Origin of the sequence: Halorussus sp. MSC15.2, from assembly GCF_010747475.1 — an archaeon.
Lineage (GTDB): Archaea > Halobacteriota > Halobacteria > Halobacteriales > Haladaptataceae > Halorussus.
The window spans coordinates 452370-468952 of record NZ_VSLZ01000003.1 but is presented as its reverse complement, the minus strand read 5'-3'; the positions used below and the strand labels follow the sequence as shown (position 1 = coordinate 468952).

Here is a 16583-nt window from a genome sequence, read left to right as displayed (position 1 = left end):
CCGTTGTACGTGTCGTCCACGTAGAGACCGTCTCGATTCTGCCGGAGGACGACGTCCTCGACGACGAACGGGGTATCGACGTTGTAGGCGTCGATGCCGTGGTCCCATCCTTCGACGGTGAACCCGGAGACGGTGACGTTTGCGTCGTTGTAGAGGCGAATCCCATCTGCCCCCGAGTTGCGGGACGAGCCATCCAACGTCGCCCCTTGCGGAGCGGTCAGCGTGAGCGGCTTGCTGATTCGAATCGACTCCAAGTACGTGCCGCCGCGAACGGTGACCGTCTCACCGCTCGGGGCGGCCCGAATCGCGTCCTGAATCGTGGCGTACGGTTCGGTTCCGTCGTTCGCCACGACGTAGGTTCCCGTCCGGTCGGACGGAACTGTGACCGAATCGGTTGGACTGGACAGGAAGTAGCCGCAGTCCACGTCGCCGCGGCACTGTGCTCGGAGCGGCCCGTCGGACTGGCCCCAGTAGTTCTCGTGACGTCACCGAGTTGTGAGGAGACGCCGCGGACGCCGGCGTTGGAGTTGTTGTAAATCTCGCTGTGTTGGATATCCCACCCGTTGTACGTGTCGTCCACGTAGAGACCGTCTCGGTTCTGCCGGAGGACGACGTTCTCTATCAGGAACCCACTATCGACGTTGTAGGCGTCGATGCCGTGGTCCCATCCTTCGACCGTGAACCCGGAGACGGTGACGTTTGCGTCGTTGTAGAGCCTGATTCCGTCAACACCGGAGTTCCGGGTGGACCCGTTCAGGGTCGCGCCGTCGGGCGCGACGAGCGAGAGCGGTTTGCTCAGTCGAACGGATTCCGAATACGTGCCGGGTCGAACTTCGACAGTCGCACGAGCGGGTGCGGCCCGGATGGCGTCCTGTACCGTGGCGTAGGGCTTCGAGCCGTCGTTCGCCACGACGTAGGTCCCCGTTCGGTTCGACGGGACCGAGACGGAGTCGGTGGGCGACGACAGGAAGTAGCCGCAGTCCGCCTCGCCGCGGCACTGCCCGCGGGTCGGGCCGTCGGACTGACCCCAGTAATTTTGGGTGGCGTCGCCGAGGTGGTCGGCGCTACGGACGCCGGCGTTGGAGTTGTTGTAAATCTCGCTGTGCTGGATGTCCCAGCGATTGTACGTCTCTTCGACGTAGAGACCGTCCTGATTCTGCCGGAGGACGACGTTCTCGACGAGGAATCGAGTGTTCACGTTGTCGGCACGGATGCCGTCGTCCCAGCGTTCGACGGTGAATCCGGAGACGGTGACGTTGGCGTCGTTGTAAAGGCGAACCCCGTCGGCGCTCGACCTCCGAGCCGACCCGTTGAGGGTCGCGCCGTCGGGTGCCACGAGCGAGAGCGGTTGTTTGACCTGCACCGACTCGGTGTAAGTACCGGGCCGGACTTCGACGGTGGCGTGGGACGGGGCGGCCTGAATCGCGTCCTGCATCGTGGCGTAGGGCTTCGAGCCGTCGTTCGCCACGACGTAGGTCCCCGTTCGGTTCGACGGGACCGAGACGGAGTCGGTGGGCGACGACAGGAAGTAGCCGCAGTCCACGTCGCCGCGGCACTGCGCTCTCGTGGGACCGTCGGCCCGGCCCCAGTAGTTCTCGGTGGCGTCGCCGAGGTGGTCGGCGCTACGGACGCCGGTGTGGGAGTTATTGTAAATCTCGCTATGCTGGATGTCCCACCTGTTGTACGTCTCTTCGACGTAGAGACCGTCCTGATTCTGCCGGAGGACGACGTTCTCTATCAGGAACTCGCTATCGACGTTGTCGGCGCGGACGCCCTCGTCCCATCCTTCGACGGTGAACCCGGAGACGGTGACGTTGGCGTCGTTGTAGAGGCGGACCCCGTCGGCGCTCGACCTCCGAGCCGACCCGTTGAGGGTCGCGCCGTCGGGTGCGACGAGCGAGAGCGGTTGCCTGACCTGCACCGATTCGGTGTAGGTGCCGGGTCGAACTTCCACGGTCGCGCGGGACGGAGCGGCCTGAATCGCGTCCTGTATCGTGGCGTAGGGTTTCGACCCGTCGTTGGCCACGACGTAGGTCCCGGTTCGGTCCGCGGGCACGGACACCGAATCGGACGGACTGGAGAGGAAGTAGCCGCAGTCCACGTCGCCCCGGCATTGCCCCTTCGTCGGGCCGTCGGACCGGCCCCAGTAGTTAGCCGTCGCGTTTCCCAGCGAGGAACTGCTGGTCTGGATAGCGACGAGACTGTTGTTCTTGACGACACTGTCGTGGATTTCCCAGCGACTGTACGTGTCGTCCACGTAGAGACCCCGACGATTCTGTTTCAGCGTGACGTCGGAGAGAGAGACGTTCCGGCCGACGCCGTTCGCGAGTATCGCGTTGTCGTACCCCGTAACCGTGATTCCCGAGATAGAGACCTTGGCGTCGTTGTAGAGGCGAACCCCGTCCGCGGAACTGCTCAGCGACGACCCGTCGAGCGTCGCGCCGTTCGGTGCGCGGACGTCGAGGGGCTTCGAGATTCGCACCGATTCGGCGTACACCCCCGGTTCTATCCGGACCGTGTCGCCGGCGCTCGCGTTATCGACGGCGGCCTGAATCGTTCGATAGTCCCCCGACCCGTCGGAATCGACGACGATGGTGGCCGTCGTCAGCGAGAACGAGACCCCTTCGAGGACCTCGGGGACGTCTACGCTCGGCGCGTCGAGTCCGCTCGACTGCGGAAGCGCCGCGGTGGGCGTCGATGCCGAGGCTACCGAGACGAGGACGATTCCGATAAGAAGTACGCTCTTCCGTCTTCGTGATTTCGAGACCATGTTCTACGTTGTTCTTATTTGTCAGTATATGTCCGGTATTTACCTGAATACGTCACCAGAATATAGGATATACTTCTGACCTGTCGGTATAGATTTGTTTCAACAAGGGGTATTAAATGCATCGTTACCCCGGCTCGAAGCGATTCACCCCGTCTCCCGAGAACGCGGAACCGCTACCTCCGACCTAGTGCGAACAGGACGCCGCCGACCAGCGCTCCGAGCGTGACGCCGCCCCCGAACCCGGGGACCCCACCTTCGGCGTCTCCGCCGGTGTTCGCGGTCTTGCCCGCCTCCTCGCCGGTCGTCCCGGTCGCGGCCGACCCCTCGCCGGTCGTCTCCGTCGCCGCGGTACTCGTCACCGGGTTGTCGCTACTCCGGTCGACCACGACGGCGAACTGCGAGAGTCGGTCGGTCGTCGCGGTGAACGCGTTCGAATCGCGCACCACGCGGACCTCGGTCCACGACCCGTCCGCGTAGCGATAGACGGTCACGTCGTCGAGCGTCGCGCCTCCCGGCAACGCGTCCGCCGAGACGCCGAATCGGTACGTCGCCCGACCGACGACCGACGCCGAGGCGTACCGAGTCGCGACCGCGACGTGGCCGAGGACTGCGTCGCCCGGCGGGCGGGTGATTCCGTCGGGAGTCCCGTCGGCGCCCGTGAGTTCGAACACCACGTGGGCGGTCTCGCCCACGAACTCGAGGTCCACGCGTTCGAGTGTCGCGTCGCCCGCGGCGAGACCGGCGACCGAAGCACCCGCGCTCTCGCCGGGTCGCGCGTTCCGGACGTCGAGTCGGACGCCGCCGTCGGTCCGTTCGGTCGAGAGTTGGACCGGCGGTGGTGGCACGTTCGCGCCGCCGCCCCCACCGCGGCCGCTACCGCCGTCGCTCGTCGTGGTGGTGGTCCGCGGTCGCTCCGACACCGAGAGGGTGCCTGCGGAGACCGAGACGGGTTCGTACTCGTTGCCCGCCTCGTCACCGATAACGCGAACGTCGATGTCCACGTCAGACTCCCCGACGGTCTCGCCGGCCAGTTCGAGTCGCACGAGTTCCACGGTCCCGTTCTGGTCCGTATCGACGCCGTATGCCGTGACACGGAGCGACGAGTTGTCCGCGTTCGTCTCTACGCTGGCCCCCTCCGGGCCGCCGACCAGCGAGTAGTCCGCGATTCGAGCGACGGAGGCGTTCGAGAGCGCGACCGTGAGGTTGTACGCGCCGACCCCTGCGGTGACGTTCGACGCCACGACTGCGGTGGTCGTCGTCTCCCCCGTCGCGACGTCCGTCGCGTCGGGCGACGCGTGTACCGTAACGCCGCCGGAACCGGACGCGGCCGACGCCGCCCCGGTTACCGGGGCAACCGAAACACTGGCGACGAGGACGGCCACGAGCGAACAGACGACTGCCTTCCTGAGATTCTGCATTCGATGCTTGCCTCCGCTCACGGCGTGAAATGGGTTTCGAATACATCGGATAGTTTCCACGAGGCGGGTTCCGCCGACCATCGTTTTCTCTGTGATTCCGAAAGTCTCGAATTCTCCGTGCGGAGGCGGCTACGAACGTCGCTTCGCCGCGACCCAGACCGCGACGACCAGTCCGGCGACCGTGACGCCCGGACCGAATCCGGGCGTGCTCCCTTGCCCGCCGAGGTCGTCGGCCTTCGCCTCGCTGTTGCCGGCGTCCTGTACCGCGCCTTTCGTCCGCACGGTGATGGGACCGACGCTGCGACTCCTGCGGTCCTCCTGCTCGCCGAAGTAGTAGACCGCCTTTCCGCCGATGTCGTACGTCCCGGGTTCGTTCACCTGCAGGCGGACCCTGAAGCTCTCGTCCGCGCCCGCCTCGACCGTGAAGAAGTCGGTAGCCTTCCGACTCACCGGCGACTCGCCCGCGACGCTCTGTATCGAGACGCCCTCGTCGGGCAGGTCGAGTTCGAGTTTGACTTGTAGTGGACGGTCGTTGACGTGGTTCGAGACGCTGAACATCACGACCGCGGTCCCGTTCCCGGTCTCGACCGTCGCGCGGTCGGCGGTCAATTGGAAGTAGGCGTTCTGCTGGACGGTGACTATCTTCGTCGCCGTGTTCTCCATGTCGCCCTTCCCGACGACGTGGAGTTGCACCGAGTACTTGCCGGGCGAGTCGAAGTCGTGGGTCACCTTCCGACCGCGAGCGTCGTACTCACCGTCGCCGTCGAAGTCCCACTCGTACCGCTCGACGCGCGCGTCCTGCTCCGCTGTGAATGAGACGCTCTGTCCCGAACTGGGCTGTTTCGGCGTGAAATCGAAGTCGGCGGTGGGCCGACGCCGGACCGAGAGCGACTGGGCCGCGGTGTCCGACCCGCCGTCTCCGTCCATCACCACGAGCTCGACGGTGTAGTCGCCGGTGTTCTCGACGCTGTACTGGACCGTCTCCCCGCGTTTCACGGTGCCGTCGAACACCCACTTGTACTCGCTGACGCTCCCGTCGGGGTCCGTCGAGTCGCTCGCGTCGAACGTCACCGTGTCGCCGCGTTCGAGGTGCGCCGGTGAGTAGGAAATCTGCGCGTTCGGCTTCTCGTTCTTCTCCGTCACGGAAATCTCGGCGGTCGCGCTGGCCGTGCGGTCGGTCTCGTCGGTGAGGTCTAGTTCGACGCTGTACGTTCCCGGTTCGTCGAAACTGTGGGTGACGCGCTCGCCGTAACCGGTGGTCCCGTCCTCGAAACGCCATTCGAACGTCGAGATGTCGCCGTTGGGGTCGCTCGACCCAGACGCGGTGCACTCGACGGTCTCGCCCACCGTCACCTCGGTGGGACTGCACGAGATTCGGGCCGACGGCGGCTCGGCCGCCGCTTCGACGCGAATCGTCTCGGAGACGGTATCGGTCGCGCCCGTCTCGTCTGCTACGTCGAGTTCGACGGTGTAGGTCCCCGCCTCGTCGAAGGCGTGACTGGCGTACGTCCCGGAGTCGCCGGTTCCGTCGCCGAAGGTCCAGTCGAACGTCGAGATGTCGCCGTTGGGGTCGCTCGACCCCGACGCGGTGCACTCGACGGTCTCACCCGCGGTCACTCGGGTGGGAGTACAACTCAGCGACGCCGACGGCGGTTCGGCGGCGCTCTCGACGCGTATCGTCCCCGTGGCAGTGTCGGTCGCGCCGGTCTCGTCCGTCACGTCGAGTTCGACGGTGTAGGTCCCCGCCTCGTCGAAGGTGTGACCGACGTACTCGCCGGATTCGCTCGTTCCGTCGCCGAAGGTCCAGTCGAACGTCGAGATGTCGCCGTTGGGGTCGCTCGACCCCGACGCGGTGCACTCGACGCGCTCGCCTACCGTCACTTCGGTGGGAGTACAACTCAGCGACGCCGACGGCGGGTCGGTCGTGTCTTCGACGCTGACCGTCACGGAGGTCCTGTCGGTCGCGCCATCGTCGTCGGTCACCGTCAGTTCGACCGAGTAGAGACCGCTCCGGTCGAAGGCGTGGGACGCGGTCTCACCGTAGTCGGTGTCCTGTCCTCCGAACTCCCACTGGTAGGACGTGACCGACCCGTCGGTGTCGCTCGAACGGTCCGCCGTGCAGGTCACCGTGTCGCCGACCGCCACCTCGGTGTCCGTACACTGTATTTCGGCGTCCGGGGGTTGGTTCGTGGGTTCGACCACCTCGAAGGCGCTGCCCCGACTCTCGTCGGCGAGTCGAGTGTGGAGGTCGTTACGGTCGCTCTCGGCCCAGACCGACGTTCTCGCGTCGTACCACCCGTAGGGAGCGTCCGACTCGACGGTCCAACTGAGCGTCACCCACTCGCGCTCGTTCGGGTCGAGCGTCACCGTCGTCCCGGTCTGGTCGTCGTTGTTGTACCAGTTCCCGTCGGGACCACGGACGCCGTACCCGACGAAGAAGGTGTGCCTGCTATCGCCGGTGTTGCGTACCTCCACTTCCGCTCTGACGGTCTCGCCCTCCTCGAACGACCCCGTCTGTTGGTTGAAGTTCAGTATGCGTGCGTCGATGCTCTCGGCGGACTGCACCGCTGAGGCCTCGGCGGACTGTACCAGCGAGGTGCTACCGACTGCTGTCGCACCCGCGACGGCGGTCGTCACGAGTAGTACCGCGGTTATCGTCGCGAGTCCCGTTCTCGGTCGATTCCCCATCATTGTGAATTCCCTCGGTGGACGGCGGTTGCAGCGTGCCGACGCTCCTCCCGCGGTGAGCGACCCCGGGCATCCAATCGCTGAACGGTCCCGGTGTCCTCCGCATCAGCGGGTCCGTCTCGTCCCGACGGAGGCGCGACGCTTCCCACCGGACTGACGGAGAAGAACGCCGACCGGCCGCGGACCTCGCGCCCACCGGTCATGTCTGAATGGATATATCAAATATAGATAAATGTGTTGATGGACGAACTGATGGTCCCTAGACCAATTTTGTCCCGTCCGATATTTTTTCATCCTTTCGACAGTACGGAAGGGAAACTCCTCCGGCCGACGCAGTTCTCACGTCGTCCGAACGTTCAGCACTGCGGGGTCGGTCGTTACTTCGACGACCGCGACGCCCGGTGACCCCGCGTTGAACGCGTAGCGGTCGCCGCGGACGGTCGCGACGGTGTCGATGCCGTACTCGTGGGTGTGGCCGCTACACACCGCGTGCGGACTCCCCCGGCGGACGGCGTGCTTGAGCGCTATCGACCCGCGCCGGATGCGTCCCCGGAGTCCGGACCCCGAGTGGTGGTGGTCGAACGCCACGTCGAACGGAGGGACGTGCGTGAAGAACAGGACTCGTTCCTCGGCGGTGACAAGCGAGTAGAGCGCCTCGTACCGTCGTTCGAGCGCCGCTAACTGGTCGGCCAGACGCGCTCGGTCGTCGTCCGCGATACCGAGGGCGTCCGCCACCGCGCCGGCGTCCGCGTCGCCGTCGAGGTACCGGCCCGCGAGCGTCTCGATTTCGACGGCGCGCTCGGCCGCGACGTGGTCGATGGTCGCCGCCGTCGCGTCTTCGAGCGGGTCCGTCCCGGGGAACTCGGTGTACCGAATCTCGGGGCGCTGGTCGAACTGTTCGCACCCCCATCCGGCGAGCGCGAACCCCTCGAAGTCGGCGTCCGGGAAGTCCGCCTCGCGGAGGACACGCTCGTGGGCGACGATAGCCCGGTCCAGTCCCTCGGTCAGGCGCTCGACGCAGTCGAGCGGGTCGTGGTTGCCGGGGACGACGACGATTGGAAGGTCGTACTCCTCGTGGAGGAACTCGTAGAACGCTCGGCCGACTCGCTCGTAGCGCTCACCCGCCGCCGATTTGGCGTGGTCGCGGTTCTCGTCCACGACGTCCCCGGCGGTCACGATGGCGTCGAACTTCGCCTCGTTGATTTCGGGTCGGGCGTACGCCGGTCGGTCGTCACTCGGGCCGAGGTGTAAGTCGTTGAGTAGCAGGAGTCGCATGTGTGTCGTGTAGTTCGGTGTGTCGTGTCTCGGTGGTCCCAACTGAACGCGAGTTCGACGTCGCCCGGCACGCGGGCGGCGACCGGGAATTCGTCCGGCGGAAGCGAGACCGGAATCGCCGGGTCGGTCACGACCGCACCTCCCGAAACGCGTCGGCGATTCGCGTCACGGTCTCGGCCGTCCTGAACGCCGGTTGGAGTTCGACCACCAGCGGGCAGTCGATGTCGCGCTCGTCGAGCGCCGCCACCACGCGCTCGAACGACGGCGTCCCGACGGTCGGCGGTAGATGGTGGTACTCGCCGACCGACTCCTCGACGGCGAGCTCCGCGGGCGACTCGACGCCGAACGTCCCGCAGACCGCGGCGAGTTCTCGGGTCGCGCGCTCCGGGAGCGTGCCGTGGAGGTGGACGCTCGCGGGTGACCCGACCGCGTCGAGGAGTTCGAAGGGCCGCCGAGCGTGACCGAGGTCGCAGGTGAACGCGAGCACGTCGCGCCGTCCGAGTCGGTCCGCAGTCGTCCGTAGCGCCGTCACGTCGTCGGCCGTCGTCAGGAGATAGTCGAACGACCCCCGCGGGCAGACGTTCTCCAGTGCGACCGGACCGCGGTACTTCCGCTCGGCCCGACGGTGGTCCTTCGACGCCGCGAGGGTCCGAACGAGTCGCTCGCGTCGCGTTTCGCGGTCCGCGTCGTCGGACGCGAACCGCGGCGGGTGGAGCGTGGTGAGTTCAGGAGCGAGGTTCCGCCGTCGTTCGACCGAACCGTCGTCGTGCTCGTAGACCATCTGGCTCTCCTTGAGGTGAGTGTTGAGTTCCACGTCGCCGTCCTCGTCCGCGCCGCGAGCCAGCGGCGGGAGGTGGACGGTCCGCACGTCGAGGTCGAGCGATTCGGCCTGCGAAACGTCGGCCCTGAGGTAGGACATCGCGTTGACCTCGACGAACAGTTCGACCGGGAGACCCCGCTCCGCGATTTCCGCGAGAAATCCGAGACGTGGCTGGTCACCGCGAGCGCCTCGCGAGAGGTCCTCTTGGGTCACACTGAAACGAAGGTCCGTCACGGTCTCACGCGCTACTCGCGCAACTCCGCCAACCCCTCGCGCACCGCCGACCGCGGCATCTCGGTGTCGGAGGCGATTCGGCCGACGTGCCGGGCGGTCAGGTCCTCGGCGAAGTAGTCGTTCTTGAGCGCCCAGTGGCGAATCGCGTCGGCGATGCTCGGCGTGTAGAGGACGGTCCGCCCGTCGCGGTACCGGCCGAGTTCGCCCGCGTCAACCAGCGCGTTCAGTTGGTTCGACATCCACGGCCGGTGTTTCGCCGACCCGTACTCCTCGACGAACGACGGGTGTTGTTCGCCGAGCAACTCGATTATCTGGGTCGTGCTTCGGGGACTCCCCATCGACGAGAGGAGGTCGCCGAGGCGTTCCTGTGCGGGCGAGAGTTCGCGGGCCTCTCGATTCTCGACGGTCTCGACCGACTCCGACCCGGGGTCGAGGTACCCGAGGTCCGCGAGCGTCTCGCGCAACAGCGTCGGGTCGTTCGCCGCGAGTCGTCGCAGGGCGTCTCTGGTCTCCGAATCGAGCGTCTCGAACCCCGTATCGCGGTCCGAGCGGGTCGTCTCGTCACTGCCCATCGGCTATCACCACGTCCTGCGGGTTCCTGAACCGCGGGCCGTACAGCGCGAGTTCGTGACGGTACTGCTCGCCGCGCCACGAGACGCCGCCGTTAAGCGCCGCGGGGTCGTGTCGCTCCTCGACGGACGGGACGCCCGACTGCTCTACGTAGGCGTGGATGCCGTGGAAGAACTCGAAGTCGTCGGTGCCGAAGGCGTCCTCGTAGCACTCTTCGATGCTCTCGGCGCTCCCGACGTCGGTGTCGCTCGGCGTCGTCGTCCCGCCGGGATGGGTGTGGAACCGAGCCACGACGCCGGGCGTCTCGCCGTCGGGATACGACGCCGCCACGCGCCGCGCCACCTTGCTTTCGAGCGTCGTCACGCTGCTGGGGGTCGCCGACTCGTAGTACTCGGGGTCGTCGAGACCGAACAGTTCGGTCGGGGTGGTCGCCGACTGGCCCGTCAGAACGTACACAGTCTCTACGCGCTCGTGCGCACCGTTCTTGCCGCGCGTTTCGAGCGCTTGCATGAACGGCTTCGAAGCGGGGAACGCGAACGTCCCGCGGGGGTACGTGGTCCCGACGGGGGACTCCCGCGGCGACACGTCCGGCGACGGTTCGGTCCCGCCTCGCGCTCCGGCCGAACTCTCCTCGGAGTCCACGTCGAACGTGTGCGTCGTGAACCACGAGTCTCCGTCCAGCACGCCCGACGGGTCGCCCGACCCGACGTTCACGTCGGTTCCCCACGCGCCGGCGTTGGTGCGTACCTCCACGTCCGCCTCCGGGTCGTCGTCACCGGAGTCGTCTTCGTCGCCGAAGAAGCGGTCGAACATGGGTGGTCACCTCGGTGGCGTTCCGGCGTGGAGCGTCACTTCTTGACTCCGATGTTGATGTCGCGCGGACTCATCTTGGTCATCGCCAGCACCGCCACGAGCAGGACGAACATGAGACCGCCGATTATCAGCAAGTTCTGGGAGACGGGCAGGCCCGAACTGGTTCCGGAGGCCACGGCCGTCGTGTCGCTCTCCGCGTTACTTCCCGAGTCGCCGGTCGCTTCGACCGGTTCCGTCACGTCGAACGTGAACGACATGCCGTCTATCTCCTGAGCCATGTCCTTGTGGCCCTTGGGCCAGTACTGGATGTCCGCAGTCACCGTGCGCTTGCCGGTGTTGGTGCTGTACACGTTCGCGCGGATGTCCTTGATGCCGCCCTGCGGTCGGACGTCGAAGGTCCCCGACACCATCCCGGCACCGCCCGAGAAGAGGTCGGACGAGCCTTGGATGGTCATGCCGCTGGGGACGCTCATCGTGATATGGACGACGACGGGACAGGTCGCCGTGGGGTCCACTTGGAAGCCGCCCGAAATCTTCCCGGCTGGGACTTGTTGATGGTCTTCTGGGAGGCGTACAGTCGGGCCTGCGACATGCTCGGCGGCGAGGACGGCTTCTCGCACTCGCCCTGCGTGGTGGCCGCCGACTCCGCGGTCGTTACGGTCTCCGTCGTGGTTTGGGTGGTGTTCGCGGCTGCGACGTCGTTCTGTAGCTGTGCGGCCGCCGGCGCGGCGACTCCCGACGCGAGGACGAGGAGCGCCGTCATCGCGACGAACGTACGCTGAAAGTTCGTGTCGTTCATCTCTCTCATTTCCGATGTATAACTCCATACATATATATCTTTACGAGTAAAGTTACTCGTAATTCGTACGAGTAAAACGGGCTCTTAGAACGTAAGGGATGGATTAAGCCGAGATACGAGGAGGTCAACCGACGCGAGCCAACGACTGACTATAGTAAATCGAGCATGCTACGAATACTGGTAATTTGGTCGTCGCCCTCGAGAACGTGGGACTATCTCGCACGGACGAGAAGCAGCACGTCCATCTCCGAGTTCGCCGTCGTCACTCGCACGTCGAACGCGACCGCGAGGACGTGCGTCTCGCCAGCGCGCTCCTGCACGACGACGCCTCGTAGAGTTTCGCAGTCACCGAACTGACGGTCGGTATCGGGACCGCCAGGACAGTTCGCATCGCTCCACGACTCGGCCGCAGACTGGTTGTACTCGACCTGATAGACGGTCCCGGATTCGACTCGCGAGGCCCTGAGCGCGTCCACTCTGGGCCGGAGGTCGGCGCGAACCGCGTTCACGGCCGCGGTTCGCTCGTCCCACGCGAAGTCGTCTGGCACGTCGGCCGCGGCGTCGTGGACCGCCCGCGAGAGCAGGCGCTCGGCGTTCCGACCCGGCGCGTCGTACTCCTCGCTGGCAGTGACGTCAGCGTGGTAGCCCAACTGGAGGTAGGCAACCACGACCGGCGCGAGCGCGATGGCGACCAGCGCGGCCGCCGCGAGGACGAGTTGGGCGCGCTCGCGGACCGGTGGTTCGTCGGCTTCCGAACCCCTTCCGCTCACGCGTACCACACCCATATCGTCACGTCACCGGCGGCGGTCGTCACCGTGGCCGACCCGACCGCCACGCCCGCGGGTTTCCGGAAGCCGACCGCGCCCCGGGGCGTCCGGACGCGGAACAGCAGGTTGTCCGGTAGGATGCGCGCGACTCGACGCCGCAGAGCGTCGCGCTCTCGGTCGAAGGCGTCGGGCGAGCGCACGACCTCGGAAAGTCGGGTCGCACCCGCGTGGCGCGGCGGTTCGCCCGCGAGGACGGTCGCGGCGTCCTCGGCGTAGAGGTCCAACTGGGCCGTCCCGTCGTCGGTCGGCGCGACCCCGAGCGCGAACCCCATCGCGACCGCGAGGATGAGCACGGCCCCGACACCGGCCTCCACGACCGACAGCGAAAGCTGTCCGCGCAGGGTCAGCGAGCGGACGCTGCGGTGGCGCTCCTCAGCCATCGACAGTCACCGCCAACACTGTCTTTCCGGTCTCTGCGGGCGAGTACGTCAGTTCGACGCTCCCGGTGGGAAGCGGTCCGTCCGACTCGAACGTGAGCGTCGTGGTCTCGAACCGCGAGAGTTCGACTTCGAACGTCCCCGTCAGTCCGGAGGCGTTCCGGAGGACCACCCTGTCGTTCGCCCGGACGACCCGGACGTCCGTCCCGGCGGGCGGTGTGAGCGCGAGTTCGACCCGCGGGGACCGACGGGGGAGCGTCACCGCAGGGTCGGTCGCCGAGAGGTCGGGCGTGGTCGACACCGAACTCCGGTTCTCGACCAGCACGATGCGGCGAATCGTCGTCCCGCCGGTCGGGTCACCGGTGGATGCGAGCGTCCGGTCGCCGAGGCGAACCGCGACGTCGTAACCGTCGGTCACGGGGAACAGCGTCCCGAGGCGAGACGCGTTCAGGCCCGAAACTGCGTCGGCGTCGAGGACGTTCGGACGGGCCGTGACCCGCGACTCGGACGCCACGAGTCGCTCCGAGAGCGCGACCGCGACCCGCCGCTGGTCGGCGTCGCGCTCCGCGCTCAGATACGCCCGGTCGGCCATCCCGAAACTCACGACCGCCACCGCGGTCACGACGAGGAGCGCGACCGCCAGCGCGGGCAGGTTCATCTGGGCGCGCCTCGGTCGTCTCATCAGTCCTCACCCCCGGGGTCGCCGGATTCGAGTCTGACCGCCAGTCCGCCAGCCCCGTCGCTCCGAACCGCGACGTACGCCGGGTCTCGACTCGACCAATTGCCTCTCACCGACGAGACGGTCTCGGGAAGCGCGAGCGTGACTCGTCCGCCGACTCCGTCCCGGGGATGGTCGAGAACCAGCGTCCGGGTCTCGACCCGTATCTCGTACGCCCGGCCGCGGATGGTCCGGGGAATCGACACCTCGGTCCGGGCGCGGACCGCCGCGGCGTCGGTCGGTACCGCTTGCTGGACGCGTTCCGCGGACTGGGCCAGCGCGCGCTCGCCGACCTCCGCGCCCGCCGCGGTCCGGTACTCGGGGACGACCCCGCCGTAGAGCGTCGCCGAGAGGAGTCCGACGTAGAGGACGACGATGCTCGCCTCCATCGCCTTCCCGACGACCGGCGAGACGGCGCGGTCGCGGCGACCGCCGGGTGTCCGGAGGTCGCTACCCATGACGCACCTCCAGACGCATGTCGTGGACCACGAGGTACGCCACGCGCTCACCGGGGTAGGCGGCCACGACGCTCCTCACGCCGTCGCCGTCGAAGTCGCGGGTCGTCACGGTCGCGTTCTGGCGCTCGAAGTACCGGCCCAGCGCGTCCGGGGTCGCCGTCTCGACCGCGACCCGGTAGGTACCGTTGGCGAGCGCGGTCCGGTCGTGAGTGACGGTCGTGCGGAGGACGACCGACCCGCCGCCGGTCGCCGAGACCGCGACCGACCCGTTCAGTGTCGGCGCACCTACGACGAGGACGCCGGGTGCGTCATCACCGTCAGCGCCGCCACTGCGGGACGCCGTAATCGGCGGCGCGGTCCGAACCTCTGCGTTACCGGGCGGACCTCGTACGACCGCTCCGGCGAGGAACGCCACCCGGCGTTGGCCCGCGGTGAAGACCAGCGCGTCGGTTTCGACGGGCGACCCGACTACCCCCGACTCGTTCAGCAGTCGGAGTTCGCGCTCGACGGTCCGCAACTCGCCGTCGGTGAACGAGACCCGGCCGCGGTGGACTCCGGTCGCGACCACGGGTTCCAGCGCCGAGTCGAAGTCGGCGGCCACGCGGGCCGAGTCGGCCGCCGCGGCGTTCTGCTCGACGACCGCACCGATACCCGCGGTCAGCGACGCGAGCGCGAGTACGACGACGCCGAGCAGTATGGCGATGCCGACGACGTTGGACTGGGCGCGGTCGGGGCGACTGAGTCGGAATTGGCGAGTCTGACGCCCGTCGGCGTCAGTGCGACAATCCCGACTCACACCATCCCGACCCCCGCGAACACGAAGTACGCGACGACGACCAGCGCCCCCGAGTGGAGCAGCGCCTCGTAGCGCCCGCGACTCGCGTACCCGGCGAACCACCCGCAGGCCAGCATCGTCGCCTGCGTGACGACGTAGAACCGACGCCGGTCGCGGGCCGGTTTCACCGCGTCGGCGTCGAGCGCGAGACCGGCGTCGGCGGTCGAAACCGCCGACAGTTGCGCGAAACTGTCGAGGACGTGGACGTTGACCGCGACCATGATGCCCACGACGAGCAGGGCCGTGGTCCACGCGACCGCGACGTAGACCAGCATGTTCGACCGTAGCGCCTTCCGCTCGTGGTAGAGCCGCCCGATTTCGACCTGTAGCGTCTCGAAAACGGTCTCCGCGTCTCCGCCCGCGTCGAGCGCGCCCGTGACGAGTCCGATGGTCTGGTCGGCCAGCGGCGTGCCGACTCGGTCCACGAACTGCGAGAGAGCGGCGGCCTGACGGTCGCCGTCGCGCGTCGTCAGGTTCGCGTTGAACGCGAGGTCGGCCACGTCGTCGTTCAGCGCGCCGAGGTCCACGTCGCTGGCGACGCGTTCCACCGCCGCCGAGAACGGGCGACCGAGGCTGACGTGACCCGAGACGGCGTGGACGAAGTCCTTGATTTCGCGGTCCTTGGCGTCGTCCAGATTCGCACGTCTTAGCGCGACGAGGCCCGCAGGGAGGGCCACGGCGACGTATCCGAGGAGGACGACGTTGACCGACCAGTAGTCGAGCGACCAGAGCGCGACCCCGAGGAGGAGCGCGACCGGCGCGAACCCGACGACTGCGCTCGCGGGATTCCGGAAGACGCTGCCGAGCGTAGGGAGTACCCCGTCCGGGCGCTCGTAATCCCTGCCCGACTGGTCGGGCGGGCGCAGCGAACCCACCGCTGCGGTCGCAACGAGACCGACGACGAGGATGAACCCGGCGCTCCCGTAGACGAGCAGCGCTCGCATCGAGACCGGACCGACGGGGGTCGTGGTGGTCGCACTCAGGCCGGGCGCGAGGACGCTCATCACGGTCACCACGATGACGAGTAGCGCGGGCAGGACGAGCAGGACGACGAACATCTCCGCGAGCAGTTCGAGGAAGTCGCCCGCCTGTTCACGACTTCTGGCCTGCCGGTTCGAGAGCATCCGACTCTCCATCTGGAGGTACTGGGCGAGCGCGTCGGGTCCCTGCTGGGCGTGTTCGCGGAACTTCACGAGGAACGGCGCGAGGCCGTCCCGTGAGGGAGTGTCGCGCGCCACCACGCGGAGGCCCTCACCGAGACTCCCGGTCAGGGTCGCCCTGTTGAGCGCCTTCCGGAAGGCCACCGCGGTCTCGCCGTAGGCTTCCTCGCGGTCGGCGACCTTCCGGAACATGGCCGCCCCGTCGTCGCTGCCCGACGAGAGCGCGTGGAGGTACCGGACCGCGCCGGGCAGCGTGGTCTCGATGTTCGACCCGCGTGCGCTCGCGGTCCACGAGAGGTAGCGCCCCCCGAGCGCGACGGTCGCTCGTTTCCCCACGAGACCGACGCTGGTTCCGACCGCGGCGGCCGCGACGGGCCGAGAGACGCCCGGGAACGCGACGGTTTCGAGACCGGGGACTCCCCGCCGGAGGAAGTCCGCAACCACCGCGAGCGCGGCGTCGGGGAGCGCGACCACGACGACGAACGTCCACCCCGTCACCAGCGCGAACGCGAGCCACGACAGGCCGTAGACTCGCGAGAGATACACCTCGAAACTCGTCGTCACGTCGGTCGCTCGGTACTGCTTGCGGTCGGCGTCGTGGCGCGAGCGGTCGGCGTGTCTGGAGAACAGCGCGTAGAGGGCACGGTCGAGCACCGAGAGCGTGGCGTTCGCGGCCCGGGTCTCGCCGGTCGTCCTCACTTCGTCGGCGTCGATGGTCGCGCCGGTCTCACCCGTCTCAGTGGTGGTGTTCACCGCGTGGGCCTCCTCGAATCGCGTTCATGCCCCTTCCTCTATTCTCTTTGGTATTTAAAATATGGTAA

The 16583-nt window shown here is 67.4% G+C and carries 15 protein-coding genes; 1 reads left to right on the top strand and 14 read right to left on the bottom strand.

Going from position 1 to position 16583, the window contains the following annotated elements; genetic code table 11:
* Positions 1–217 precede the first annotated feature (217 nt).
* The 8 genes from FXF75_RS13660 to FXF75_RS13625 all read right to left on the bottom strand — a co-directional run bounded on the left by FXF75_RS13660 (position 218) and on the right by FXF75_RS13625 (position 11061).
* Entirely contained in the window at positions 218–2770 is a 2553-nt protein-coding gene (locus FXF75_RS13660) for a right-handed parallel beta-helix repeat-containing protein (protein WP_163522417.1), read from the bottom strand.
* A gap of 173 nt (positions 2771–2943) precedes the next feature.
* Positions 2944–4188, bottom strand: coding sequence for a hypothetical protein (locus tag FXF75_RS13655; protein ID WP_163522416.1), 1245 nt, complete (start codon positions 4186–4188; stop codon positions 2944–2946).
* A gap of 129 nt (positions 4189–4317) precedes the next feature.
* Positions 4318–6879, bottom strand: a complete 2562-nt coding sequence (locus tag FXF75_RS13650; protein ID WP_163522415.1) for a PKD domain-containing protein — start codon at positions 6877–6879, stop codon at positions 4318–4320.
* Between the two features lie 336 nt (positions 6880–7215).
* On the bottom strand, positions 7216–8151 hold the full coding sequence (locus FXF75_RS13645) for a metallophosphoesterase (protein ID WP_163522414.1): 936 nt from the start codon (positions 8149–8151) through the stop codon (positions 7216–7218).
* 127 nt (positions 8152–8278) lie between these two features.
* Positions 8279–9205, bottom strand: a complete 927-nt coding sequence (locus tag FXF75_RS13640) for a hypothetical protein (RefSeq protein WP_163522413.1) — start codon at positions 9203–9205, stop codon at positions 8279–8281.
* Positions 9206–9216: 11 nt separating this feature from the next.
* A complete protein-coding gene (locus tag FXF75_RS13635; protein ID WP_163522412.1) occupies positions 9217–9777 on the bottom strand; it encodes a hypothetical protein in 561 nt (186 codons plus the stop codon).
* Complete coding sequence (locus tag FXF75_RS13630) at positions 9767–10588, bottom strand: hypothetical protein (protein WP_163522411.1); 822 nt, start codon at positions 10586–10588, stop codon at positions 9767–9769. Before FXF75_RS13630 ends, FXF75_RS13635 begins: the two co-directional genes overlap by 11 nt.
* 35 nt (positions 10589–10623) lie before the next feature.
* Positions 10624–11061, bottom strand: a complete 438-nt coding sequence (locus tag FXF75_RS13625; protein WP_163522410.1) for a hypothetical protein — start codon at positions 11059–11061, stop codon at positions 10624–10626.
* A gap of 6 nt (positions 11062–11067) precedes the next feature.
* Here FXF75_RS13625 and FXF75_RS13620 point away from each other — a divergent pair, with 6 nt between their 5' ends.
* Complete coding sequence (locus tag FXF75_RS13620) at positions 11068–11370, top strand: hypothetical protein (RefSeq protein WP_163522409.1); 303 nt, start codon at positions 11068–11070, stop codon at positions 11368–11370.
* Positions 11371–11599: 229 nt separating this feature from the next.
* On the opposite strand, the gene FXF75_RS13615 is transcribed toward FXF75_RS13620, so the two are convergent.
* From FXF75_RS13615 to FXF75_RS13590, 6 genes are all read right to left on the bottom strand, one after another.
* Positions 11600–12157 (bottom strand): hypothetical protein, encoded by a 558-nt coding sequence (locus tag FXF75_RS13615; protein WP_309221820.1) that lies wholly within the window; start codon positions 12155–12157, stop codon positions 11600–11602.
* On the bottom strand, positions 12154–12594 hold the full coding sequence (locus FXF75_RS13610) for a hypothetical protein (RefSeq protein WP_163522407.1): 441 nt from the start codon (positions 12592–12594) through the stop codon (positions 12154–12156). Before FXF75_RS13610 ends, FXF75_RS13615 begins: the two co-directional genes overlap by 4 nt.
* Positions 12587–13273, bottom strand: a complete 687-nt coding sequence (locus tag FXF75_RS13605; protein ID WP_163522406.1) for a hypothetical protein — start codon at positions 13271–13273, stop codon at positions 12587–12589. The genes FXF75_RS13610 and FXF75_RS13605 overlap by 8 nt, the downstream gene beginning before the upstream one ends.
* A complete protein-coding gene (locus FXF75_RS13600; RefSeq protein ID WP_163522405.1) occupies positions 13273–13767 on the bottom strand; it encodes a hypothetical protein in 495 nt (164 codons plus the stop codon). The genes FXF75_RS13605 and FXF75_RS13600 overlap by 1 nt, the downstream gene beginning before the upstream one ends.
* Positions 13760–14470, bottom strand: coding sequence for a hypothetical protein (locus tag FXF75_RS13595; RefSeq protein WP_163522654.1), 711 nt, complete (start codon positions 14468–14470; stop codon positions 13760–13762). The genes FXF75_RS13600 and FXF75_RS13595 overlap by 8 nt, the downstream gene beginning before the upstream one ends.
* A gap of 89 nt (positions 14471–14559) precedes the next feature.
* Positions 14560–16461, bottom strand: coding sequence for a type II secretion system F family protein (locus FXF75_RS13590; protein WP_375335541.1), 1902 nt, complete (start codon positions 16459–16461; stop codon positions 14560–14562).
* Positions 16462–16583 lie beyond the last annotated feature (122 nt).